Source organism: Nocardioides sp. Soil777, from assembly GCF_001428425.1.
Classification (GTDB): Bacteria; Actinomycetota; Actinomycetes; order Propionibacteriales; family Nocardioidaceae; genus Nocardioides; species Nocardioides terrigena.
The window spans coordinates 83,290-106,003 of record NZ_LMSN01000020.1 but is presented as its reverse complement, the minus strand read 5'-3'; the positions used below and the strand labels follow the sequence as shown (position 1 = coordinate 106,003).

The window sequence follows — 22,714 nt, the reverse complement described above, 5'->3', positions numbered from 1 at the left end:
TCAGTTCTCGTGCGGGGCCTGGGTCGCGGCGCCGCTGGCCAGGAGCGCGTCGACGTCGTCGATGCCCCAGGCGGTGAGCGCCTCGCGGGTGTGGGCGCCGGGTCCCCCGGGCGCGGTGCCGAGCGTCGCAGGCGTGCGGGAGAAGCGCGGCGCGGGGGCGGGCTGGGTGGTGCCGTCCCGCTCGACGAAGGTGCCACGGGCGGCGAGGTGCGGGTGGTGCGGGGCGTCGGCGAGGGGTACGACGGGCGCGACGCAGGCCTCGGTGCCGTCGAAGAGCGCGCTCCACTCCGCCTGGGTGCGCTCCTTGAACCTCGCGGTGAGCGCCTCCCGGATCGCCGGGAAGTTGGCGGGGTCGTCGCGGTCGGGGAGGTCGAGCTCGAGGAGGCGGACCAGCTCGGCGTAGAACTGCGGCTCCAGCGGGCCGACGCTCATGTGCCGGCCGTCGGCCGTCTCGTAGAGGTCGTAGTAGGGCGTGCCACCGTCGAGCAGGCCGGACGCGCGCCGGCCGGTGTCGAGCCCGAGCGCGGCGAAGGTGCTGGCCATCGCGTTGAGGTGGGCGGTGCCGTCGACGATCGCGGCGTCCACGACCTGACCCTGCCCGCTGACCCTCGCCTCGAGGAGCGCGGCGAGGATGCCGATGACGAGGTAGGTCGAGCCGCCGCCGAAGTCGCCGAGCAGGTTGGTCGGGAAGTGCGGGCGCACCGGGTCCTGGCCGAGGCCGTGGAGGGCGCCGGTGATGGCGACGTAGTTCATGTCGTGGCCGGCGGTGCGGGCCCACGGACCGTCCTGGCCCCAGCCGGTCATCCGGCCGTAGACCAGCCGCGGGTTGCGCGCGTGGCACTCGTCGGGCCCGAGGCCGAGGCGCTCGATGGCGCCGGGGCGCATCCCCTCGACGAGCACGTCGGCCTGCTCGACCAGGTCGAGGACGGTGGCCACGGCGTCGGGGTGCTTGAGGTCGAGGGCGACGCTCGGGCGGCCGCGGGTGAGCACGTCGTGGCGCCCCGCGCCGAGCATGTCGCCGCCCTTGCGGTCGACCCGGATCACGTCGGCGCCGAGGTCGGCCAGGATCATGCAGGCGTGCGGCCCGGGGCCGATGCCGGCGATCTCGACGACCTTGATGCCCCGCAGCGGACCCGTCCCCTGCCCGAGTGGCTCGCTCATGCGCCGATCATGACAGAACTGGTGTCAGCGTCGCGCGCTTCAGTCGCAGCACGCCACCTTTGGCACACTGCCCGCATGCGCACCGCCCTCGCGACTGCAGTCCTGACCGTGGCCCTGGCCGCCTGCTCGGCGAGCACCACCATCAGCGCCGACTCGCTCGAGGACCAGCTGGCCGACGCCCTGGAGAAGGACGTGGGGCAGCGACCCGACAAGGTGGAGTGCTCCGGCGACCTCGAGGGCGAGGTCGGCGCCGAGCAGCGCTGCAGCCTGACCGCCGGCCCCGACGAGCTCGGCGTGGACGTCACCGTCACCGAGGTCGACGGGACCGACGTCGACTTCGACTACGTCGTGGACCAGATGCCGTGATCGATGAGGAGCTCCTCGGGGCGGTGGCCGCGGCCGCGCAGGGGTCGCCGTATGCCGTGACCCGGACCCACGAGGGCTTCGACGTTGCCCTCGACATCGCCGACGACCACTGGTGGACGCTGCTGGGCAAGGCCGGGCTGCGCAAGACCTACGTCCACCACGTCGCCGCACCGGGCGACGGCACCTTCGCCGTCACCGACGACTCCCGCACCGTGGAGTGGGTCGGCGGCGTGCCGCGGCTCTCCGCACAGGCCGAGCGGGTCCACGGCCGCGTCCGGGAGCTCGGGGTGGAGAAGGCCTGGGGCGTCCGCGAGGACGGCACCATCGGCACGGTGGTCGACTACCGCTTCAGCTCCGCGGAGGGCCGCGACCTGGTCACCGCCGTGGCGAAGCAGCTCGGGCGCACCGAGAGGCGCGCCCCCGCGGAGAAGATCGGGCTGGTGTTCGCCGGGGTCGCGCTGGTCGGCGCTGTGGTCACGGCCGTGACGCTGCTGATCCTGTTCTTCCTCGGGAAGTTCTGAGCCGGGAGGTCCGGCTTGGTTGCGGTGAAGTCCCCGCTCAGCCGGGGACTCCGTCACCGTGTGCCCGGTGCAACGCCCCTACGGTGTCCGACTCGCCGACACAGTGCTGCGTCACACCACCTTGCAACTCGTTGCATAGGTCTGCCACGATCCTCCGGTGGCCCTCGAACACGCGCTCCTCGTCGCCCTGCGCGAGCAGCCCGCGTCCGGCCTCGACCTCGCGCGGCGCTTCGAGAAGTCGATCGGCTTCTTCTGGCACGCCACCCACCAGCAGATCTACCGCGTCCTTGCCCGCATGGAGGGCGACGGCTGGGTCACCGTCGAGACCGTCGGCCAGACCGGCCGACCGGACAAGAAGGTGTACGCCGTCTCTGCCGCCGGCAGGCAGGTCCTCACCGACTGGCTGGCCGAGCCGATGGGCTCGGAGACCTTCCGCAGCGAGCTGGCCGTCAAGCTGCGCGGGGCGTCGTACGGCGATCGCGCGACGCTGCTGCGGCACGTCGCCGACGCGCGGGCCGACCACGAGACCCGGCTGGCGCACTACCGCCAGCTGGAGGCCGTGATGCCGAGCCACGCGACCGGGCTCGAGCTCGACCAGCTCCTCGTCCTGCGCGGCGGGATCGGGCTGGAGCAGTTCTGGATCACCTGGCTCACCGACTACCTCGACGCGCACGGTTTCGAGGCTCGCTCCGCTCGCACCTCAACCACCGAGACAGCCCCCACCGAAGAAGAGGCACTCCGATGACGTCCTACCCGCACCTCCTCGAGCCGATCACCCTCGGCAACCTGACCCTGCGCAACCGCGTGGTCATGGGCTCGATGCACACCGGCCTCGAGGACTACCCGTGGGACATCGACAAGCTGGGGGCCTACTTCGCCGAGCGCGCCCGCGGCGGCGCCGGCCTGATCGTGACCGGCGGCTACGCGCCCAACAAGCGCGGCTGGCTCAAGCCCTTCGCCTCCGAGATGACCACGCGGCTGCAGGCCATCCGGCACCAGCGGGTGACCGGAGCGGTGCACGAGGCCGGTGGCGCGATCGCCCTGCAGATCCTGCACGCGGGCCGTTACGGCTACCACCCGTTCTCCGTCGGGGCCTCGTCGATCAGGTCGCCGATCACCCCCTTCAGCCCGAGCGCCCTGTCGACCAAGGCGGTCGACAAGACGGCCTCCGACTTCGCGAACGCCGCACGCCTGGCGCAGAAGGCGGGCTACGACGGCGTCGAGATCATGGGCTCCGAGGGCTACCTGATCAACCAGTTCCTCGCCACCCGCACCAACCACCGCACCGACCGGTGGGGCGGCAGCGCGCGCAACCGGATGCGCTTCCCCGTCGAGATCGTGCGGCGCACGCGCGAGGCGGTCGGCGAGGGCTTCCCGATCATGTACCGGATCTCGCTGCTCGACCTCGTCGAGGGCGGCCAGACGTGGGACGAGGTCGTCGAGCTGGCGGGCAAGCTCGAGGAGGCCGGCGTCACCGTCTTCAACACCGGCATCGGCTGGCACGAGGCGCGTGTCCCCACGATCATCACGCAGGTCCCGCGTGCCGCGTGGGCGAGCGTCACGGCGCGGCTGACCGAGGTCGTCGACGTGCCGGTGTGCGCGTCCAACCGGATCAACACCCCGGAGCTGGCCGAGGAGATCATCGCCTCCGGGCAAGCCGACATGGTGTCGATGGCGCGGCCGTTCCTGGCTGACCCGGCCTTCGTCGCCAAGGCGCTCGACGACCGCGCCGACGAGATCAACACCTGCATCGCCTGCAACCAAGCCTGCCTCGACCACACCTTCAGCAACCGGCGCGCGTCCTGCCTGGTCAACCCCCGCGCCTGCCACGAGACCGAGCTGGTGCTGATGCCGACCCTGCGTCCGGCGACGGTCGCCGTCGTGGGTGCCGGCCCGGCCGGCCTGGCCGCCGCGGTCAACGCCGCCGAGCGCGGCTTCACGACCACCCTCTTCGAGAAGCACGCCGAGCTGGGCGGCCAGTTCCGACTCGCCATGCAGGTCCCCGGCAAGGAGGACTTCGCCGACACGCTGCGCTACTTCACCCGTCGCCTCGAGGTGCTCGGCGTGGACGTGCGGACCTCGACGGAGGCCTTGGCGGCCGACCTCGCGGCGTACGACCACGTCGTCGTGGCCAGCGGCGTCGTCCCGCGCATCCCCGTCATCGAGGGCATCGACCACCCCAAGGCCGTGTCGTACGCCGCGGTGCTCGACGGCTCCGTGACCGTCGGCAAGCGGGTGGCCGTGATCGGCGCCGGCGGCATCGGCGTCGACGTGAGCCACTTCCTCGCCCACGACCCGAGCGAGACGGTCGAGGACTGGTACGCCCACTGGGGCGTCGGCGACCCGACCCTCAACCCGGGCGGGCTGACCGAGGCCAAGCCGCGCACACCGGCTCGCGACGTCACGCTCGTCCAGCGCAAGGCCACGCCCATCGGCATCGGCCTCGGCAAGACGTCGGGCTGGGCGCACCGCGCGGTGCTCAAGCAGTCGGGCGTCACCCAGGTCATCGGCGCGACGTACGACCGGATCGACGACGCCGGCCTGCACATCACCGTCGACGGCACCCCGCGCGTGCTCGACGTCGGCCACGTCGTCATCTGCGCCGGGCAGGAGTCCGTGCGCGACCTGTACGACGTCCTCGACCACCGCAGCGTCCACCTCATCGGCGGCGCTGACGTGGCCGCCGAGCTCGACGCCAAGCGGGCGATCAAGCAGGGGACCGAGGTCGTCGCGGCGCTCTGAGGTGAGTGACTCCCCAGACCGACGTAGCGTCGTGCCCATGTGGCGCTCCCTCCCGCACCCGGGCCGACCGGTCCTCGCCGCCGCCGGCGTCCGTTCCCGTGCGCGCGAGCACCCGGACACCTCGCCCCTGGCGTCGCCGACGGGACCGCCGTCCACGTGGACGGCGCTCGGCGAGCTCGGCTCCGCCCTCGCCGCCGTCCGGCTGGTGGGGGCCGTGCCCCGCCTGGCCACGGCTCCCCGCGGCGACGGCCACCTGGTGGTGGACATCCCGGGGTGGCGGGCTCCCGAGGTCACCGGTGCGCCGCTGCGCGCCTACCTGCGGGCACTGGGCTACGACGCCCGCGGCTGGGGCTTCGGCACCAACCTGGGCGACCCCCGCCGTGACGTCGAGCGGCTGGCCGCGCGGGTGCTCGACCTCGTCGACCAGGAAGGCGCGGCCGCCTCGTTGGTCGGGTGGAGCCTCGGCGGCGTCATCGCCCGCGAGGTGGCTCGCCGTCATCCCGACGCCGTACGACGCGTCATCACCTACGGCACGCCGGTGGTCGGCGGACCGGCCCACACCACCATCGCGCGCGCCCAGGCCGGCGGCACCCGGCGGGTCACCCGCCGACTCGACCCCGCGGCACCCATCCGGGTGCCGCTCACCGCCGTCTTCTCCCAGCGGGACGGGATCGTCTCCTGGCAGGCGTGCATCGACCGCTCCACCCCGGGCGTGGAGCACGTCGAGGTGTCCTCGACCCACATCGGCATGGGCGTCGACCCGGACGTCTGGGCGGTCGTCGCCGACCGGCTCGCCCGCGACCCGGCCTGACCCGCCGAGGACCGGGCTGCCCGGGCGGACCCGCTCCCGGATCGACCCCGGCACGGCATCATGGCCGCATGACCACTCCCGAGGTGACCGCGGCCGGCGTCGACGACCGGGCCCTGCGGTCCCTGAAGGGATGGAACCTCGGCCTCACGGTGCTCCACCTGGGCCAGGCGGTCGCGGTGGTGGTGCTGGCGACCGACTTCGCGATCACCATCACCCGGTCGCTGCCCACCGGCCCCCCGGGTACGCCGACCGCGTCGCCGGAGGCGCTCTTCGACCTCCCGATCGGTGTCGCCATCGCGGCGTTCCTCGTGCTCGCCGGGCTCGACCACCTGCTGACGGCGACTGCCCTGCGGCGTACGTACGAGCGCGACCTCCTCGGCGGGATCAACCGGTTCCGGTGGGTGGAGTACTCGTTCAGCGCCACGATCATGGTCGTCCTGATCGCCCTCTACTCGGGCATCGACGGGATCTCCGCGCTCATCGGGATCATCGGCGCCAACGTGGCGATGATCCTCTTCGGCTGGCTCCAGGAGTCCGCCAACCCACCGGGCAGCCCGTCGGTGACGATGAAGCCGTTCTGGTTCGGCTGCGTCGCGGGCGCCGCACCGTGGGTGGCGATCGGCTACAACCTCGTCGCTGCCGAGGAGGTCCCCGGCTTCGTCGTCGGCATCTTCGTCTCGCTGTTCGTCTTCTTCAACAGCTTCGCGCTCAACCAGTGGTTGCAGTACCGACGGGTCGGGCCGTGGCGCAGCTACGCGTTCGGCGAGCGGGCCTACCTGGTGCTCAGCCTCGTCGCGAAGTCCGCCCTCGCCTGGCAGATCTTCGGCGGCTCGCTGGCGTCCTGACGTCGTCGCGAAGACGGCCATAGGCTGTGGCCCCAGGAACGCCACCCACTCATCCCGAGGAGTCCCATGCGCAGCGACCTGTTCGGCGAGAACCTCGAGTCAGGCACCACCGACCGCTTCACGTTGCAGAACTCCCGCATGTTGCGGGTCGCACTCGACGGGGACGTGATGGCGCGGCAGGGGTCGATGGTCGCCTACCAGGGAGAGGTCGACTTCGCCTACCAGGGCTCGGGCGGCATGGGCAAGCTGTTCAAGAAGGCGTTCACCGGCGAGGGCATGTCGCTGATGAAGGTCACCGGTCGCGGTGACGTCTTCCTGGCCGACGACGCCATGGAGATCCACCTGGTCAACCTCGACGGCGACGCGCTGACGGTCAACGGCAGCAACGTCCTCGCCTTCGACTCCTCGCTCACGTGGGACATCAAGCGGGTCGAGGGAGCGTCGATGATGGCCGGCGGTGTCTTCAACACCACGTTCACCGGCACCGGGACGGTCGCGATCACCTCGCACGGCACGCCCGTGGTCCTCGACGTCGACGCACCCACGTACGCCGACATCCAGGCGGCCGTCGCCTGGTCGACGTCGCTCACCACGAGCGTGCGGCGTACGGCGGGAGCGAGCGCGCTCATCGGCCGCGGATCCGGTGAGGCGTTCCAGCTCGTCTTCGCCGGCCAGGGCTTCGTCGTCGTCCAGGCCAGCGAGGGCCGCGTCGCGCCGCCGCACACCCACTGAGCGACCTGCCGCCCCGAGCGGCGCCTAGCGCCCGATGGCCAGCGACCGGCGATCGAGCCACCGCGGCACGGACGCCCGGTATGCCTCGTAGTCGGCGCCGAAGTTGGCGAGCAGGGCGGGCTCCTCGGCGGCGATCTGCAAGCGGTCGATCACCAGCACGAAGGCAACGACCGGGAGCGCGCCGGCCCATGCCCCGCGGCGTACGGCGTTGGCGACCAGCAACCCGACCATGCCCACGTACATGGGGTTGCGAGTGACGGCGTTGACGCCGGTCGTGACGAGCACGACGGCGCGCGACGGGTCGAGGGGGTCGACCGTGGTGCCTTGTCGACGGAACTGCGATGCGGACGCGGCGGCCAGTCCTGCGGAGGTCGCGGCGACGGCCCCGGCCACCAGGGCACGTGCGGCGGACGGCCGAGGCGTGTCGGGGGTCAGTACCCGTTGGGCGAAACCCGCGGCCAGGGCCAGGACCGGCGGAGGCAGACGCTTCACCCGCTCACCCTGCCACTTTCGCTGCCGGTCGTCGACGCCCCCGGGCCGCCCTTGCGGGCCTTGCCGCCCCTCGGGGCCGCTGGTACGTTCCACCCCAGCATCGTGTTCCCGATCACTCGGGAACCCCACCCCAGACCTCCGGTGGCTCGTCATCTACGACCTGGAGGGGTGGCCGTGCTCTTGACCCGACGGACGCCTGCAGGCCCGCTCGTTCCCTGACTGGACGATGCCTCATCACGCCTGCTCCGGACGCGCGCTCGACGCGGCGCCCGAGCGCGCCGTCCTGGTCGACCACGGGGTGACCAGGACATCGACAACCCACTCCTGGAGGCCCTGGCACATGACTGACATCCTCAACATCGACTCGGATCGCGCCCTCGTCGAGCAGGCCAAGGGGGCGATCATGCTCCGCTACGGCGTCGGCTCCTACGAGTCGCTGGCCGCCATGATCCGGTGGGCGCGCGAGGCAGACACCCCCCTCGAGGACGTGGCTCGCGCCCTGGTCAAGGGCATCTGCCAGGGGCGCGTCACCCCGGAGACCCAGGGGATCGTGCGCTGGCTCGAGCAGCGCCTCCGCGCCGACATCGCAGCAGCACCCGACCCGGTCCCGGAGGTGACGCTGCGTCGCAACCTGACCGAGCGGCGCGCACCCGCGGGGGCGGATCGATCACCGGCTACCGCCCCGACGCAGTGGCGCTACACCTCGGCCGTGCACGCGGCCCGTTCCCTGGGCCGCGCCTAGCCGGCCCGCGGCCAGACGGAACCGCCCCGAGCAAGACGTCCCGGACGGCCACGGCCTTTCGACCCTGACGTCTCCGGTCCCAGGTCGGCACCATGAAGCCATGGCCAGCAACCAGCGGATCAGCTCCACCGAGCAGCTCGAGGCCCTCGGGCAGGCAGTGATCACGACCGACCCCGCCGGGGTGGTCCTCTTCTGGAACCCTGCGGCCGAGGAGCTCTACGGCTGGACGGCGCAGGAGGCGATCGGCCGCAACATCGCCGAGCTCAGCGTGCCCGAGGTGGGGCAGGATGTCGCCGCCGAGATCATGGCCGCCCTCCGGGACGGGGTCCCGTGGTCCGGCGGGTTCCCCGTGCGCCGCAAGGACGGCACCCTGTTCCCTGCCCTGGTGACCGACTCCGGCATCTACCGGGACGGGAACCTCGTCGGAATCATCGGCGTCTCCATCAACCTCGGGACCGCCCTGCGGCCCCTCCTCGAACGCTCCACCGACGCGGCACTGGTGCTGCGCAGTGACGCCGTGATCACCTACGCGAGCCCCGCCGTGGAACTGCTGTTCGGTTGGGAGCAGGACGCGCTCATGGGCACCTCCATCGTCCCGCTGCTGCACGAGGAGGACCGCGCCGCTCTGGCGGCTCTGCTGGAGGACGTCGTCGCCCACCCGGGCGTGCACACCCCCGTCGAGGTGCGGGTGCAGGCGTGGCACGACTGGAGGTGGGCGGAGGCCGCCTTCACCAACCTGCTCGACGACCCGACGGTGCGGGGCGTCGTGTGCAACCTGCGCCCCAGCCCGGCGCGGGTGGCGCAGGAAGTGGCCGAGCTGCGAGCCAGACAGCTCGAGACCGCCCTGCAGTCGCGGCTCGTGATCGAGCTCGCCAAGGGGTACCTCGTCGGCCGCGACGGGGTGACGCCGGACGAGGCCTTCGCGTCGCTGCGCTCCTACGCGCGGTCCCACCACCTCACCGTCCACGACGTGTGTCGGAGCGTCGTGGGCGGCGAGCCGCTCATCGCACCGCCGACCGGGTGACGTGCACCTGGACGCCCCGTGACCCCGGTCAGGCGCCCAGGGTGTGGGGCCTCACCTGCTCGGGCTCGAGGATCGGCTCAGGCCGCGCCTCCTCGACCCGGGCCTCCTCGGCCGGACGCGCCTGCTTCTGCTCGGCGGTGAAGGCCGACGTCACGGTCCGCATCGCCTCGCTGAGCTCACCGGGGATGACGAAGTAGCCGTTGCCGTGCTCGGCGAGGCGGGGCAGCATCTCGAGGTACTTGTAGGCCAGCACCTGCGGGTCGGCGTCGTTGTCGTGGACCGCCTGGAAGACCCGCTCCAGGGCCTTCGCCTCGCCGTCGGCCTCGAGGATCTTCGCCTGCTGGCGGCCCTCCGCCTCGAGGATCAGCTTGTTGCGGGTGCCCTCCGCGGTGAGGATCAGCGACTGGCGATGACCTTCGGCCTGGAGGATCACCGCGCGCTTGTCGCGCTCGGCGCGCATCTGCTTCTCCATCGCCTCCTGGATGCTGCGCGGCGGGTCGATGGCCTTGATCTCCACCCGGTTGACCCGGATGCCCCACTTGCCGGTGGCCTCGTCCAGCACCTCACGCAGCCGGATGTTGATCGTCTCGCGGGAGGTCAGCGTGCTCTCGAGGTCCATCGACCCGATGAGGTTGCGCAGGGTGGTGACGGTGAGCTGGTCGATCGCCTGGAGGTAGTTGTTCACCCCGTACGCCGCCGCCCGCGGGTCGGTGATCTGGTAGTAGAGGACGGTGTCGATGGCGACCACCAGGTTGTCCTCGGTGATCACCGGCTTGGGCTGGCTGGTGTAGACGGTCTCCCGGACGTCGAGCTTGGTGTTGACCCGGTCGACCAGCGGGATGAGCAGGTTGAGCCCGGGCTGCAGTGTGCGCTGGTAGCGACCGAACCGCTCGATGTTGTAGCGCCGCGCCTGCGGCACGATCCGGATGGCGGAGGCCACCACCAAGGCGACCAGCACCGCCAGGATGGCGATCGGGATCCACAGCTCCATCGGTCTCACGCTTCTCTCGGTCGGATTTCGGGCAGCGGCTCGCTGGGGTGCACCAGGGCGGTGGCCCCGTCGATCTCGTAGACGTCGACCCGGATGCCCGCCGGGATGACGAGGCTCTCGTCGTACGACCGGGCCGACCAGTCCTCGCCCGAGAGGTGCACGAGACCGCCGGTCGCACTGACCTCGCGGGTGACCAGCGCCGAGCGGCCGATCAGGGCGTCGCTGCCGTCACGGGACAGCGGCGGGAGCGCCAGGTGTCGTTGGGCGATGGGCCGGATCGCCACGAGGGCGATGCCGCCCGTGACGGCGAAGGCCAGGAGCTGGACGACGACCGGCGCGCCCAGGCCGGCGGCGATCGCGGCGACGAGGGCCGCCCCCGCCAACAGGCCGAACGCCAGCGTCAGCGTGAGGACTTCCACCACGCCGAGGAGAAGGGCGATTGCCAGCCAGGCGTACGGCCACATGTGACGGTTCCATCCGGGAAGGATGTGCTCCCAGCGTACTGCCGCCAGGCGCAGATCGGCGGGGGTACTAGGACCAACGTCCAATGGCGACCCGTTCCTCACCAGGGACACGCTCGGAGGCCTGGACGGCGGACCCCACACGCCGCAGAGCGGAGCGTCGAGATGAGCACAGCAGGACTGCACCACCACCGAGGATGGGTACGCCGCCTGGTCGCGCCGATGGTCGTCGCGCTCGGCGCCGCGACGATGACCGCCGGCGTGCTCGCCGTCCCCGCCACCGCCGCGAGCTCGGACGCGTGCACGGGCGGCGGTTTCCGGCTGGTCAACCTGACGACCGGTGCCACGGTGGCCTCGAGCCCGACCGAGGGCACCGTCTCGGCCGCAGCCCTCGGGGAGCGCTTCGGCGTGCGGGGCGTCTACAACCAGTTCGACGTACGCGCCTCCGACTTCGCCGTCCTGGACTACGCCTTCACGGGTGCCGCCAACGAGGAGGACATGACCGGCGGCCGGTTCACCCCGGTGTGGGCCAGCAAGGTGCCGGACCACCGGGGCGCGACGCTCACCAGCGGCGTGGAGGTGAGCCTCGACGAGGAGGACCTGGTCATCATGCGCACCGGGTCCGCGGTGTCGATGAAGATCCAGGCCAAGGACTGCGCCCAGGGCGGCATCTTCCAGATGGAGCCGGAGCGCGGGGACGGGCAGACCACGCGGATCGTGCACACCCTCGCCCAGTCGTCCGAGCCCGGGATGACGCCCTTCTTCTTCGACAACACCAACTTCCGCGAGCGCGTCGGCCAATTCCTCGGCGCCGACTGCACCAGCGTCGTCACCGGGCCACCCAGCCAGTTCTGCGTGCAGGTCAACACCCGCACCAACATCGGCAACGACGTGTCCCCCGCCTTTGTCGCCCGCGACAGCGCCCAGGTCGCCGAGCGCGTCGACCAGCCCCAGTGCAACACCGCCACTCCCGTGACCCCGAGCGCCGAGCACTGCGGGAGCCAGTCGATCTGGGACGTCGCCAGCGGCGGCCGGATGGGCTTCGTCACCGGGGAGGACGCCGTCGAGGTGGCCAACCCGCCCACCGACTGCGTCGAGGACTGCCAGGCGCAGAACCAGGTCCGCGGCCGCCTCGCGGTGCTGGGCTTCCCCTTCCCCGTGCCCGCCGGCAGCAGGCTGACGCCCGCCACCGCCGCGGGGCTCCTCCCCGCTCCCCCGTCCCTGCCTGGGTCCCCCTCAACCGGTACGCCGGCCGCGCCCTCCCAGGTGCGTCTGTCAGCGCCGCAGGTGAAGAAGGCCGTGGCCGGTCGAGCGGGTGGCCGTGCCACCGCCACCGCTCGGTGGAAGTCCGTCGCCGGTGCCGCCGCCTACCAGGTCCGCGCGGTGCGGGTCGGAGCTCGGGGCAAGGCGGTCACCTCGGACAAGCTGAGCGGCTCCGCGCGCTCCCGCACGATGGTGCTCAAGCGTGGCACCTACCGATTCAAGATCCGGGCCCTCAATGCCGCCGGTGCCAGCTCCTGGTCGACGATGTCGAACAAGGTGCGCGCCCGCTGAGACGGGCGTCGCGGTCCCGCGCTCTCCCCGGCGCGGGACCGCGTCTTCTTGCGCTTAGAAGGTGGGGCGAACCGCCCAGAAGGACGCAGGCTTGCTACCCCTTCCCAGCGGGGACGCAACCAATGACTTGGGCAACCTGGGGCAGGTTACCGCTGGCTGACGTCGCGGGCCCCTAGGATGGGCCCCCGTGGAGCTCGTCGAGGACATCGCGCTTACTGACGCGCTGGCGAGGTTCCAGGACCGCCTTCGGAGTGGAGCCAGCGCTGGGACTATCGTTCGCGAGTTTGTCACGCACGGAGGTTCTGTCGTCATCGACGACCAAACCTATGCACGCCTTCGCGAGCATGCTGGCGCGGCGTTGCAGGTCTCGCCTAACCAGAATGTGTACTTGGTGGGATCGGCGAAGCTCGGGTTCAGCATCAAGCCCCGCCGGCGCTACGGCTTGTTTGGCGATGACTCGGACGTAGACCTAGCCATCGCCTCCTCCGGACTCTACGAGCGTCTGTGGGGCGAAGTGCGTCGCTACTCGCGAGGCGGCGGCCTGTGGGAAGACGACACACGTGTCCACTTCAAGAACGACCACGCAAATGGCGTGATCAAGCCCTACGTTGTTCCAGACTCTGACGCGATCCCGACGCGGCGAATGTTGTTCGACTTGGAGTCGGAGTTGCAGCGTGTCGGAGGATCCCCCTATCCCGTGACAATCGCCGTTTGGCACAGCATTGACGTGCTTGAGGAGTACCAGACGCTGGCTGTGATGAAGTGTCAGGAGGCACTAGAGCTATGAAGACGACGGCAACGAACAAGAAGGTCCGCGAGCTGATGACCGCCTTGAATGCAGGCTCACTCGTGCCACGCCCCTATTTCCAGCGGCGTCTTGTCTGGACTGCTCCCATCAAGCAGTCTTTCATTAGGACTGTCCTGGAGGGCTACCCGTTTCCAGAGATCTTCCTGTGCGACGGCGATGTCGACCTCACGACTGGGGCGGGCAAGCAGCTGGTCGTTGACGGTCAACAACGCATTACGACACTACACCAGTACTTCACGGCCTCCGACGAACTTCGTTTGGGCGACCTGCCCGCGTACGCAACACTCGAAGATTCTCAGAAACAGGCCTTTCTGGATTACGAGGTAGTTGTGCGAGACCTCGGTCGACTCTCTGAGGGAGAGGTCCAAGAGGTCTTCTATCGGATGAACTCCACGAACTACTCGTTGAATGCGATGGAAGTCAACAATGCGCGGTTTGCTGGCGCACTTAAGACTTACGCGGAAGAAGTCAGCGCTTGGTCGTTCTTCGAAGAACACCGCGTATTCACGACGGTCGATGTTAGGCGAATGAACGACGTACGCTGGTCCCTTACCTTAGTAATTTCCGTGCTTTCCGGTTACTTTAATCGAGACTCCGAGCACGAGGCGTTTCTCCGCAGGTACAACGACGAGTTCCCCGCGCGAGACAAGGTCGACCGCCTGCTCAAGAAGACCGCCGAGATCATCGAGCGCTGCGATCTGGGCGCGACGACGCGGGCATACCAGAAGAACGACCTGCTTACCCTCATGGTAGAGGTCTATAAGAAGGGCCCCGATCAGGTCCTGAACGTCGACGAACTGGGCGAGGACCTCAGATCGTTCTACGCGGCGGTGGATTCAGTTTCGGAGGGGAAGAAGCCCGACCAGTGGGCTGATGATGCGTCCACGTATCACGCAGCAGTGATTTCGGGGAGCAACGAACGTGCTCGCCGACTTCGTCGTGCCGCATCGCTCGGGGATGTACTCGACAAGCATTTCGCATCTGTCGAGCACGCCAGTGGTGCCCAAGATGATGGCACTGCCCCGTAGGTCGCGGCGCGCCTGCAAGGACGGGAGCAGCTGGGTCGCTTTGTCAGCATGTTCCGGCGGAGAGAGTCGTAGATGCGTCACACCGCCGCCTCTCGAGGCAGGTGACGTCGTGACCTATCGGTGTGCGGTCCTACGACGAATCGTTACGCGGCCTCGGTTCCGAGCGAGGAGCATATAGCGGAGCACTGCCCTGCCTCTGGCTGTGCCCAAGCCATCTTGTCCAGTGCGTGCAGCCGCCCGTCCTGGTGGTTGGCGCTTTAAGGGCTTACCAACTGAGCCGGGTAGCTCCGAGCCTACGGGGCGGGGTCACCCGACGAGCTCAAGCCTTCGAGATACTCAAGCATGAGCGTGTTGCCACGGAACCAACCCGCTGCGATGTTGCTCCAAGCGTCGGTGCTGATGTGCCCATCCAGGCGGAACACTTTGCGATAGCGGGAAGCTGACTCCCGCCCGGTGACGAAGTCTTTGCCACAGCGACGTTCGTACTGTTCAGGCGTGTACGCGCGAACGGCGCCGTCGCAGTGAACGAAGATGCCGCGCTCGATGTCTCGAATGGCGTGCAGGTAGCGCAAGAGCCTGTAGCCCCCTTGATTCGAGCCGGATTCGTCCGAAAGCTCCTCGATCTGGACGACCTTATGGCCCTCCTTGTCCATCGCCCAGTTGACGTATAGGCGTGGATACTCGTGCCTTAGCCCGGACTCCGGGTCTGCATGGACTGTGGTGCCGACTTTGTATTGATCGTCGAGCACCGTGGCACTGAGCGGCGGCCCGAACCAGTAGTCGTGCTCAAAATATGAGGTGAACGCAGACTTAGCCATGAAGTGCTGCTCGTTCAAGGCAAGCCGCAGCCGCGCCGCTCCACCCTCGGTCGTCTGGAGCAGCGTCTGGGTCAGAGTGTCGTTGACGTGTCCTGCGAAGTTGCGTCGCAGCAGTCGGTGATAGGGAATGGCTGAGCCGCGGTGGAACAAGACTTGCGCAGTGGCCTCGTATCCAGCGGTGTGCAGGAGTCCGTCGTCATCTGTGTCGCTTAGAAGTTCTGGATGTTCTTTGTACAGCCGAGCTGTTGGATCCTTCGTGGCGAAGATCGCTTGGTCGAACACGTAGTACTCCTTGAACGTCGCCGCCTCCAGCAACGTGGCGATGAGGTGTTCGTCTTTGGGGTCAGCGAGGTGCCACGGGAGCATGCCTCGCACATCCGCGGCCTGGGCAGGGTCATTTGCGAGCCGTTGCACGAGGGGGCTTGAGCACGCGTCGTACGCGGCTGCCAACACGGGGGCACGTGTCGCGACGTGTTCGCCGGGCGGCAGCGTCAGAGGCGGCGACAGGTGATCACGCATTGCGCTGACGAGGTTGTCGAGCAATGGCCCAACCACGCCGCGTACCCAACGCTCGACGGGCTCGTACTCGCCTCCGTTGTCACCAACGCTCAAAGTGTCCGCACTTCGAAGGCTTCGGCGCGCATGTCGCTGTCTTCTGCGCGATTGTTCGCTGTCCGATATCGTCCAACAGTTGTTCCTACCTTCGGGTTTCGACGGATTGGCGTGCATACAGCCTCGTGGCAGAGTCGATTTCCAGGGCTGTTCGGACATAGGCGATCGCGGGGCATCATCCCAGATCTGTCCAAGTTACAGCGGGGGGTCTGACACTCGGGTGCGTCTACCGCCGCCTTACGGCGCCCTCGATATCGCAGCCTCGCGCCCTAGGCTGCGCTCATGACAGAGCCAACGGGTTGGTGGGCGGTACTTTTGGATGGAGCTCTCGGCGCATTCATCGGGGTATTGGCATCCGTTCTCATTGCCCTCTACGTCGTACATCGACAGATCGCGCATGAGCGTGCACTCGCCCGGGAGGAACGACGAAACGCGGCGTGCGTGGCGCTGTTGGGGGTCGTCGATGAGATCGCGAGGATCCGTCAAACGCTTGTCCGTCACTTAGAATCCGACCGCACCCAACTCCCGCCAGGTGACTGGTACGCCCAGGTCGCGCAGATGATGGCTAAAGATCAGTACGCGCTCCCGCTTGCGGCCGCTGTCGGTGGCCGCGTGCTCGCGGACTACGGGAGCGTCAACCGTGGTGTCGCCTCGGTCTGGATGCTTCCCGACATCTTGTACTCAGCCGATCGCGTCCGCCCGAAAGATCTCTACAGCGCTCTCGCGGCACTTGAGGAGCCGCTCGACGACGTTAATGGCGCGATCCGCGACTACCTCATCGCGCTGGCCACGGACGATAAGGCAAAGGGCCGCACGCTACGGGCGCCGTGACGCGAGACGAGCACCCACGACATGCCGCCGCGTGCAGGGGTCGTCACGCAAGACAGACCAACGCCGAGCGACCGAGTGGCTCCCGTGCACACGTCAGGGAGGTGAACCCACGCCGGCCCGGAGACTGGCGTGAAGCGCTCGTGCGCGTTGGCTGAGGTCATCAAAGGTGAGGACCTCGATGTTCTTGCTGTTATGGAGCCAGCGCCTCAGCTTCGATTGCTGATGAGTCGTCATCTCGCTACGGCGCCCCATGATGAGGACTCCGTGGGGGTTCTCCACTGCAGGCAGGTGCCGCTGGGCATAGGCAACGTTCTCCGCGATCCACCCTTGGAAGTCAAGCACCTGACCCACGGCGTGACTGAATGACGACCCGAAGTCGTTGGCCTGGGTGAAGATCCGATCGTGTGGCTTCTCGATCTCGACCACGACGTAGCGGAAGTCGTGACGGCGGACGACAAAGTCCGTGACTAGTTCGACCCCGAGCCGTTTCCGGTTCAACACCTCGGCGGCAAGCGGATCCACAAAAACGGGATGCTCTTCCAGAAAGTCCTGGTACTTCTTCTCTGGGAGGTCTTGCTCGACGAGCGCTTCCCACTCTTCAATTAATGCGATAGTCAAGACGATCGAAGACTCGCGGGTGACGCTGAGGATGTGGGCTGCAAACGGTGGAAGCGGTCCGTCTGGGCTCAGGAACGACTCCTCGTGCTGCAGGGCTAGCAGTACCCGCGAATGCTCTGCGCTCGTTGCCGCCGCCGCGATGAAGTCGTCGAGAATCACCCGCGCCTGCGCTTGAAGTGCCGGGCTGACTGGCTCGACGGTGTACGAGATGCCAACCGAACTCACGATTGGCGGGAGGCCCTGTGACGCGAGCCATAGCGCCCTTAGCGCAGCGCTCGCACGAAGCCCGCCAACATCGGCTTCTTCCAGAAACCGTCCGATTGCCGCGATCCCGGGTTGACCGGCCAACACCAGCGCGCCAGCAGCAATCCGAGCGACTTCAGGTTTCTCTTGGGTTCTCCCCGCCTTCGTGGCTAGCCCCTGCACCAGCTCGTCGATCTTTCCCTGCTCCGCCAGTTGGCGACAGTCGTCAAAGAAGGCGAGCATCCCATCACGCCCTACGTAGTCGTCGACATCCATTCCGTTCTCCTGCTGGGGATGTATTCACTCTTAACGGGACTCTATGGTGCTCGACGTGATCCGGTAGACACACCTGCTCACGAAGGGCAGAGGTATGGGTCCGACCAGTGGTGTTCATGGGACTGTCAGTGCCGCGCAGGCGCGCTCGGTCCCCAGTGATTTCCCGCGGTCATACCGCCGCCTACGTCGCCGGCGTGTGACAAGACGGTCGGGCCACGGGTCGGATCCGTCCAGGTTGACGCCCTCGGCTCCCTGGAACGAAAAGGCCTCGTCGCTGACCCGGAGTCGTATTTTCCTCGTAGGTCCCCATCGGCGACCTAGTCCATTCGACGTCAGAACGCCATGTAGGCCAGCATGAACCCCATGGCAGCCGGTGCGACGATGTACACGTTTGAGATTGAGTTGGCCGACACGGATCGCGGTGTATACGAGCAGTTCACGCTTCGCGCGGCGCGGCATCCGTCAGAGACCGACGCGTACCTCGTGACGCGTGTGCTCGCCTACTGCCTCGAATTCGAAGACGGCATCACGTTCAGCGACGGAATCTCGGCGACCGCGGACCCGGCGGTGCTCGTGCGCGACCTGAGCGGGAAGCTGCTGGCCTGGATCGAAGTCGGGGCGCCGGATGCCGCGCGCCTTCACACGGGCAGCAAGGCGGCCGAGCGCACGACGATCTACTCGCACCGCGACCCGACCAGGATGCTGGCGCAGTGGACGGGGGCGAAGATACATCGCGCCGAGGAGATCGTCCTGCACAGCTTTGAGCCCGGGTTCATCGATTCCGCGGTGGGCGCGATAGAGCGCCGCAACGCGCTCACACTTACTGTCACCGAGCGACAGCTTTACCTCGAGTTGAACGGCCTACACCTCTCATCGGCGGTCCACGATCACCCGATCAGCTAGCGGTGCTGACCTACCCCGCCCCATCGGCTTCGCTGTCGCCGCGCGGCACTTCAGCGCCGCGAGATCCAGGAGGACTGGAGAGTCTGCGGCACGAACGGGCCTGCCGCACCAATCGGCGACAGCAGACCTAGCCCATTCCGCCGCGTCTGGACGTCGTCCCTCAGTACTTCTCCAGTCGAGGTGCCCCGGACGATTGTCCAGGTGGACGTGGAAAGGGACGGAGTGGTTGCACGCGGGGCGCCGACGCGCGTGACCACTCAGTGGTCCCGGTAGTGCCGCCTCTGTGGCGCTTATCGCGCGCACTCTGCCCGGCACGGCGAGGCCATGTGAGCTTCTCGTCTGCCGTTCTCATATGGCTGTTCGACGGCAGCGGACGAGGGCACACTGTCCAGGGACGGACGACAAGGGAGCCTCGAGATGAGCTGGTATCGCACTTCTTGGTGGGTCGTCGCAATTCTGGCAATGGGCGGATGCGCCGGAGGCGATGAAGCCACTCCGTCGGGTCAGGCGAGTCCTCCCGCAGCAACTTTCACAGTGACCGAAACGGTGACCGTGAGTCCGAGCACTCCGTCCCCGACCATCAACTCGAAAGCGCCCGTCTCCCTCCCGCCCACCATCACCCTGAAAGTTGTGGAACAAGGACTACTGAGTTCGCCCAGCGGCAACATCTGGTGTGCTCTGGAGTACGGCATCGAGTGCATCGTGCTGGACCACACTTACGACCCGCTTTCGGGAGACTGTGGCGGGGTTGGTGACTGGGTAGATTCAAGGTTCTCCGTCACGGAGGATCATGGTGTGCGGGGCGGCTGCCAAAGCGACACACTCTTTGGTGACGGGCAGCCGCCACCGCTGGCGTACGGCACGACGGCGCTTATGGGTGGTCATGCTTGCCAGAGCACCACGACAGCAATGATCTGCTGGGACATCGAGTCCGAGCATGGGTTCCGGGTTTCTCGGACTAGCTACGAGCTGTTCTGACGACGCAGTGCCCCGCAGTGGCATTGCTCGCATGCGGTTGGATGTTCGTCGCTCGCTGAATCTAGCGCCACCACGGGCCGGCGACGCGCCCGCTTCGCGGCGAAGGCATGCCTGGCCGGCTGGGTCGCCGTCCGCTCGCGAACGAGGGCGCCGCTGCATTTCGGGCTCTCCAGAGTTGGGCTCTTGGTCTTGTGGAGCCCGATACGGTCTGTTGAGGACGACGTGGCAATACCCGATTGGGGCGCTTCGGCGAAGGTCAGCAGCCCCCTGGGGCCGCGTTCACGAGTGTTTCGCGGGGATCGCCAGCGAGTACTTGCATCGCTACAACCGCTTCGTTCTCGACATGGAGCACAAGGGCGCCGCTGTCGCTGAATACGGTTGGCACTAGCTCCAACTGCTTCCTGTTTACCCAGTCAAACTTAGTCATTTGCAGTCGATCGCCATACGTTGAGCGCAGGTCGTCGAGGCTAGACCCGATGCCGATGCCTTCCGCTGTTCGGAAATTGCTGGAGTGCTTAATCAAGAAGCCGCCGACATGATCGAGCCCGTCGTATGACCAGTTGACATAGAGGACGCCGTCTCCTGCCCCGGGATCCGAGTAGTTGCCTCGCAACTCGGCTGGGTCTGCCGCGCACCCGCTTTCCGTTCTGGATTGCGGGGCGTTGAAGTATCCAGACTCAAGCGCCTCGGCGACTGTCCAGCCCAGCTTGATTGGACCAACGCCGTCAGGTGTCACAGTCCAGCCCAGTCGGTTCGAGTAGTTGTTGGTCGTGTCCGCGTCGGGTGAGGCACGCTCCGAGCAACTGGTGAGAATCAGCAGCGCGATCGCAATGACTAACAGCAGCAGCCTGCGGCATACCTCCGGACGGCTCACACCTTCAGGCTCCCACGAAGGTTATGCGCGGTCTAGGAGGACACAACGCGCAATACGTCGCACGCCATAGCGAAGGCCGTCAAATGTTGCAGGTTCGGTTGAGGACTGGATCTTGTTAGACCAGCGGCCGCTCAAGCTGAGTCAGATCACCGCGAGCATCGCGCACCTGCCGAGAAACGCCACGCCGAGTCCCGGTCCTTGAGTGTCTTCTAGGGCTGCAACCCTAGTCGACGCACTGCCTTCGCTGCGTTCGACGAGTCGCTTCGATGGACTTCCTTCACGTGGCGAGGACAGATGGGCACACCGTGCAACGACGTGGTCGCTGCAGCGACAGCGCTTGAGGTATTAAGCGCTTCGCAGACGGCGCACTTCGGAATCCAGGACTCTGGCATGTCGCTTTTCCTTCGCGAAGGTCTACGTACACGGTTCCACTGATCTTGGCAGACTTCTCGCTGCGAAGACATAGGCGACGGTGCGTCCTTACGCCGCCTGTCGGCGCAGCTCTCACGTCCCCTCAGAGAAGGCCGCTACAGCGGCCCCCACGCCCGCGGGCGGCGGCGTCCAGCCAGCCAACGCCGACCCGAAAACGTCGAGACCGAGGTCGTGGCCGCGAACCGCCCCTCGACGCGATCTTCCCTACGGCAGTGGCGGCGCTTGACTCGGCGCGCGGCGCAACATCCGATTGCGTTTGTCGCTGAGCCTGGATGTGGGCGAGGGGTCAGCTGCCCCTCGCTTGTCGACTCGAAACCCCCGCAAGCAGTTGAGTCCGCCCACACCGAAAGTAGTCGGCAGGTACGCCGAAGCGACCGCCGGTTCGTCTGCTGCTCTTTCGGGTCGCATGATGGCGTCGTGAGCAAGTTCCTGGACCATGATGCGGCCGTGCTGGTGATGGCCGACAAGATGGCCGAGGTCAAGCCACGGCTTCGGGGATGGCTCCACGCGGGGTCGGTGCCACTCGTAGTGGTTGCTGGAATCGTCTTGATCGTGCTGTCCCCATCGGCCGACACAAAGGTCGGCTCCGGGGTCTTCATTGCGTCCGCCCTGCTGCTGTTCGGTATCTCCGCGATCTACCATCTCGGCACGTGGCAGCCAGCCATCTGGGCGCTGCTGCGCCGGCTCGATCACTCGAACATTTTCATCTTGATCGCCGGCACGTACACGGCTTTCGCGATGTTGCTGCTGGACGGCAACGCGCGCGTCTGGCTGCTCGCGGGCATTTGGAGTGGCGCCCTTCTTGGAGTGCTCTTCCGAGTCTTCTGGACCAGGGCCCCGCGCTGGTTCTACACGCCGATCTACATCGGGCTCGGATGGTTTGCCGTCTTCTTCATTCCCGACTTCATCGATGGCGCCCAGCGATTGAGCACTCCTGTAGCGATCACGACCTTGGCCCTCGTCGTGACAGGCGGGCTGCTGTACACCCTCGGTGGTGTGGTGTACGGCCTCAAGAAGCCGAATCCGAATCCTGAGTGGTTCGGCTTCCATGAGGTGTTCCACTCCTGCACGGTCCTGGCCTTCATCGCGCACTACGTGGGTGTTTCCTTGGCGACCTACGCACTGCGCTGATCGGGTCTTGGCCCGAACAAGCGCCCTCAGGGCGATGTTCGGGCCTGCAAGGATCCAGGCATGGGAGAACAAGCGGACCGGCTGGCGAGGGGCGAGTGGTACCTCGATGACGACGAGCTCCAGCGACGGCGTCGTGATTGCTGGATCCAGCTCGACCACTTCAACAATGCCCGCGCGGACGATGACGCTATCCGGGCTCGGGCGCTGCTCAAGCTCATGGGATTCCTTGGAGAAGGCGCCTTGGTCATGCCCCGATTTCAGTGCAGCTACGGGCGCAACATCTCCCTCGGCCATGGCGCCTTCGTGAACGCCAATGCCTTCTTCATGGACGACGCGCCCATCACGGTGGGTGACCACGCCCGGATTGGACCAGGGGCGCAGCTCATGACTGCACTGCACCCGGTCGACGACCATCGACGCCGGCACGAGGGATGGGAGCGAGCGGCACCAATAGTGCTCGGCGAGAACGTGTGGCTTGGTGCCGCCGTCACGGTTGGCCCAGGGGTGACCATCGGCCGGAACTCCGTGATCGGTGCCGGCAGCGTCGTTCTCAGCGACATCCCCGACCACGTGGTCGCAGCCGGTTCACCCGCGAAGGTGATTCGTGCAACCTCAGTCGAACAGCCCGGTCTCGACGACTACGTCTGATCCAAGCGACGTGCTCGCCGCCCTGTCGGGCGTTGCCCTCCGACTCATCTAACCGATAGACGACTTCGTGGC

General features: G+C 67.5%; 23 protein-coding genes. 16 read left to right on the top strand and 7 right to left on the bottom strand.

Features of this window, described 5'->3' with window-relative positions:
• Entirely contained in the window at positions 1-1,161 is a 1,161-nt protein-coding gene (locus ASG88_RS20865; protein ID WP_056889383.1) for a CaiB/BaiF CoA transferase family protein, read from the bottom strand.
• A gap of 75 nt (positions 1,162-1,236) precedes the next feature.
• Between ASG88_RS20865 and ASG88_RS20860 the strand changes: the two genes are divergently transcribed.
• The 7 genes from ASG88_RS20860 to ASG88_RS20830 all read left to right on the top strand — a co-directional run bounded on the left by ASG88_RS20860 (position 1,237) and on the right by ASG88_RS20830 (position 7,178).
• Positions 1,237-1,527, top strand: coding sequence for a DUF4333 domain-containing protein (locus tag ASG88_RS20860; protein WP_082600847.1), 291 nt, complete (start codon positions 1,237-1,239; stop codon positions 1,525-1,527).
• Positions 1,524-2,048 carry a hypothetical protein gene (locus ASG88_RS20855; RefSeq protein WP_056889382.1) on the top strand — a complete coding sequence of 175 codons (525 nt, stop codon included), beginning with the start codon at positions 1,524-1,526 and terminating at the stop codon, positions 2,046-2,048. Before ASG88_RS20860 ends, ASG88_RS20855 begins: the two co-directional genes overlap by 4 nt.
• A gap of 157 nt (positions 2,049-2,205) precedes the next feature.
• Positions 2,206-2,793, top strand: a complete 588-nt coding sequence (locus tag ASG88_RS20850) for a PadR family transcriptional regulator (RefSeq protein ID WP_056889381.1) — start codon at positions 2,206-2,208, stop codon at positions 2,791-2,793.
• Complete coding sequence (locus ASG88_RS20845) at positions 2,790-4,790, top strand: NADPH-dependent 2,4-dienoyl-CoA reductase (RefSeq protein WP_056889380.1); 2,001 nt, start codon at positions 2,790-2,792, stop codon at positions 4,788-4,790. Before ASG88_RS20850 ends, ASG88_RS20845 begins: the two co-directional genes overlap by 4 nt.
• Before the next feature lie 37 nt (positions 4,791-4,827).
• Entirely contained in the window at positions 4,828-5,601 is a 774-nt protein-coding gene (locus ASG88_RS20840; protein ID WP_056889379.1) for an alpha/beta fold hydrolase, read from the top strand.
• A 68-nt stretch (positions 5,602-5,669) separates the two neighbouring features.
• Positions 5,670-6,446, top strand: a complete 777-nt coding sequence (gene heR, locus ASG88_RS20835; protein ID WP_056889378.1) for a heliorhodopsin HeR — start codon at positions 5,670-5,672, stop codon at positions 6,444-6,446.
• A gap of 66 nt (positions 6,447-6,512) precedes the next feature.
• Positions 6,513-7,178, top strand: a complete 666-nt coding sequence (locus tag ASG88_RS20830; RefSeq protein ID WP_056889377.1) for an AIM24 family protein — start codon at positions 6,513-6,515, stop codon at positions 7,176-7,178.
• Positions 7,179-7,202: 24 nt separating this feature from the next.
• On the opposite strand, the gene ASG88_RS22795 is transcribed toward ASG88_RS20830, so the two are convergent.
• On the bottom strand, positions 7,203-7,670 hold the full coding sequence (locus tag ASG88_RS22795) for a methyltransferase family protein (protein ID WP_200956535.1): 468 nt from the start codon (positions 7,668-7,670) through the stop codon (positions 7,203-7,205).
• A gap of 340 nt (positions 7,671-8,010) precedes the next feature.
• Here ASG88_RS22795 and ASG88_RS20820 point away from each other — a divergent pair, with 340 nt between their 5' ends.
• A complete protein-coding gene (locus tag ASG88_RS20820) occupies positions 8,011-8,412 on the top strand; it encodes an ANTAR domain-containing protein (protein WP_056889375.1) in 402 nt (133 codons plus the stop codon).
• A 100-nt stretch (positions 8,413-8,512) separates the two neighbouring features.
• Entirely contained in the window at positions 8,513-9,436 is a 924-nt protein-coding gene (locus ASG88_RS20815; RefSeq protein WP_056889374.1) for a PAS domain S-box protein, read from the top strand.
• 28 nt (positions 9,437-9,464) lie between these two features.
• On the opposite strand, the gene ASG88_RS20810 is transcribed toward ASG88_RS20815, so the two are convergent.
• On the bottom strand, positions 9,465-10,427 hold the full coding sequence (locus ASG88_RS20810) for an SPFH domain-containing protein (protein WP_082600844.1): 963 nt from the start codon (positions 10,425-10,427) through the stop codon (positions 9,465-9,467).
• 5 nt (positions 10,428-10,432) lie between these two features.
• Positions 10,433-10,891 carry an NfeD family protein gene (locus tag ASG88_RS20805; protein WP_056889373.1) on the bottom strand — a complete coding sequence of 153 codons (459 nt, stop codon included), beginning with the start codon at positions 10,889-10,891 and terminating at the stop codon, positions 10,433-10,435.
• 162 nt (positions 10,892-11,053) lie between these two features.
• Here ASG88_RS20805 and ASG88_RS20800 point away from each other — a divergent pair, with 162 nt between their 5' ends.
• The 3 genes from ASG88_RS20800 to ASG88_RS20790 all read left to right on the top strand — a co-directional run bounded on the left by ASG88_RS20800 (position 11,054) and on the right by ASG88_RS20790 (position 14,278).
• On the top strand, positions 11,054-12,442 hold the full coding sequence (locus tag ASG88_RS20800; protein WP_200956534.1) for a hypothetical protein: 1,389 nt from the start codon (positions 11,054-11,056) through the stop codon (positions 12,440-12,442).
• A gap of 187 nt (positions 12,443-12,629) precedes the next feature.
• The gene (locus tag ASG88_RS20795) at positions 12,630-13,229 is read left to right on the top strand and encodes a hypothetical protein (protein ID WP_056889372.1); all 600 of its coding nucleotides are present in this window, start codon (positions 12,630-12,632) and stop codon (positions 13,227-13,229) included.
• On the top strand, positions 13,226-14,278 hold the full coding sequence (locus ASG88_RS20790; protein WP_056889371.1) for a DUF262 domain-containing protein: 1,053 nt from the start codon (positions 13,226-13,228) through the stop codon (positions 14,276-14,278). Before ASG88_RS20795 ends, ASG88_RS20790 begins: the two co-directional genes overlap by 4 nt.
• 293 nt (positions 14,279-14,571) lie before the next feature.
• Here ASG88_RS20790 and ASG88_RS20785 read toward each other — a convergent pair whose 3' ends face one another.
• The gene (locus tag ASG88_RS20785; RefSeq protein ID WP_157559869.1) at positions 14,572-15,639 is read right to left on the bottom strand and encodes a hypothetical protein; all 1,068 of its coding nucleotides are present in this window, start codon (positions 15,637-15,639) and stop codon (positions 14,572-14,574) included.
• A gap of 351 nt (positions 15,640-15,990) precedes the next feature.
• Between ASG88_RS20785 and ASG88_RS20780 the strand changes: the two genes are divergently transcribed.
• The gene (locus ASG88_RS20780; RefSeq protein WP_157559868.1) at positions 15,991-16,539 is read left to right on the top strand and encodes a hypothetical protein; all 549 of its coding nucleotides are present in this window, start codon (positions 15,991-15,993) and stop codon (positions 16,537-16,539) included.
• A gap of 93 nt (positions 16,540-16,632) precedes the next feature.
• Here the strand turns inward: ASG88_RS20780 and ASG88_RS20775 are convergent, their stop codons facing one another.
• A complete protein-coding gene (locus ASG88_RS20775) occupies positions 16,633-17,676 on the bottom strand; it encodes a Shedu immune nuclease family protein (protein WP_056889368.1) in 1,044 nt (347 codons plus the stop codon).
• Positions 17,677-18,039: 363 nt separating this feature from the next.
• Between ASG88_RS20775 and ASG88_RS20770 the strand changes: the two genes are divergently transcribed.
• Positions 18,040-18,579: a YaeQ family protein gene (locus ASG88_RS20770; protein ID WP_056889493.1), complete on the top strand. Its 540-nt coding sequence runs from the start codon at positions 18,040-18,042 to the stop codon at positions 18,577-18,579.
• A gap of 1,234 nt (positions 18,580-19,813) precedes the next feature.
• Here the strand turns inward: ASG88_RS20770 and ASG88_RS23245 are convergent.
• Entirely contained in the window at positions 19,814-20,431 is a 618-nt protein-coding gene (locus tag ASG88_RS23245) for a hypothetical protein (RefSeq protein WP_157559867.1), read from the bottom strand.
• Positions 20,432-21,280: 849 nt separating this feature from the next.
• On the opposite strand from ASG88_RS23245, the gene trhA reads away from it, so the two are divergent.
• Both trhA and ASG88_RS24150 read left to right on the top strand, forming a co-directional pair.
• Positions 21,281-21,994, top strand: coding sequence for a PAQR family membrane homeostasis protein TrhA (gene trhA / locus ASG88_RS20765; protein ID WP_235534944.1), 714 nt, complete (start codon positions 21,281-21,283; stop codon positions 21,992-21,994).
• Positions 21,995-22,054: 60 nt separating this feature from the next.
• Entirely contained in the window at positions 22,055-22,642 is a 588-nt protein-coding gene (locus tag ASG88_RS24150) for a sugar O-acetyltransferase (RefSeq protein ID WP_056889367.1), read from the top strand.
• Positions 22,643-22,714 lie beyond the last annotated feature (72 nt).

What these genes read in the sequence shown, in the direction of transcription:
- ASG88_RS20815 (WP_056889374.1), top strand. Translation starts at nt 8,513, where the DNA reads ATGGCCAGCAACCAGCGGATCAGCTCCACCGAGCAGCTCGAGGCCCTC.
- ASG88_RS20800 (WP_200956534.1), top strand. Translation starts at nt 11,054, where the DNA reads ATGAGCACAGCAGGACTGCACCACCACCGAGGATGGGTACGCCGCCTG.
- ASG88_RS20790 (WP_056889371.1), top strand. Translation starts at nt 13,226, where the DNA reads ATGAAGACGACGGCAACGAACAAGAAGGTCCGCGAGCTGATGACCGCC.
- ASG88_RS20840 (WP_056889379.1), top strand. Translation starts at nt 4,828, where the DNA reads ATGTGGCGCTCCCTCCCGCACCCGGGCCGACCGGTCCTCGCCGCCGCC.
- ASG88_RS20845 (WP_056889380.1), top strand. Translation starts at nt 2,790, where the DNA reads ATGACGTCCTACCCGCACCTCCTCGAGCCGATCACCCTCGGCAACCTG.
- ASG88_RS20770 (WP_056889493.1), top strand. Translation starts at nt 18,040, where the DNA reads ATGGCAGCCGGTGCGACGATGTACACGTTTGAGATTGAGTTGGCCGAC.
- heR (WP_056889378.1), top strand. Translation starts at nt 5,670, where the DNA reads ATGACCACTCCCGAGGTGACCGCGGCCGGCGTCGACGACCGGGCCCTG.
- ASG88_RS20805 (WP_056889373.1), bottom strand. Translation starts at nt 10,891, where the DNA reads ATGTGGCCGTACGCCTGGCTGGCAATCGCCCTTCTCCTCGGCGTGGTG.
- ASG88_RS20830 (WP_056889377.1), top strand. Translation starts at nt 6,513, where the DNA reads ATGCGCAGCGACCTGTTCGGCGAGAACCTCGAGTCAGGCACCACCGAC.
- ASG88_RS20810 (WP_082600844.1), bottom strand. Translation starts at nt 10,427, where the DNA reads ATGGAGCTGTGGATCCCGATCGCCATCCTGGCGGTGCTGGTCGCCTTG.
- ASG88_RS20780 (WP_157559868.1), top strand. Translation starts at nt 15,991, where the DNA reads ATGACAGAGCCAACGGGTTGGTGGGCGGTACTTTTGGATGGAGCTCTC.
- ASG88_RS20865 (WP_056889383.1), bottom strand. Translation starts at nt 1,161, where the DNA reads ATGAGCGAGCCACTCGGGCAGGGGACGGGTCCGCTGCGGGGCATCAAG.
- ASG88_RS20820 (WP_056889375.1), top strand. Translation starts at nt 8,011, where the DNA reads ATGACTGACATCCTCAACATCGACTCGGATCGCGCCCTCGTCGAGCAG.
- ASG88_RS24150 (WP_056889367.1), top strand. Translation starts at nt 22,055, where the DNA reads ATGGGAGAACAAGCGGACCGGCTGGCGAGGGGCGAGTGGTACCTCGAT.
- ASG88_RS20775 (WP_056889368.1), bottom strand. Translation starts at nt 17,676, where the DNA reads ATGGATGTCGACGACTACGTAGGGCGTGATGGGATGCTCGCCTTCTTT.
- ASG88_RS20860 (WP_082600847.1), top strand. Translation starts at nt 1,237, where the DNA reads ATGCGCACCGCCCTCGCGACTGCAGTCCTGACCGTGGCCCTGGCCGCC.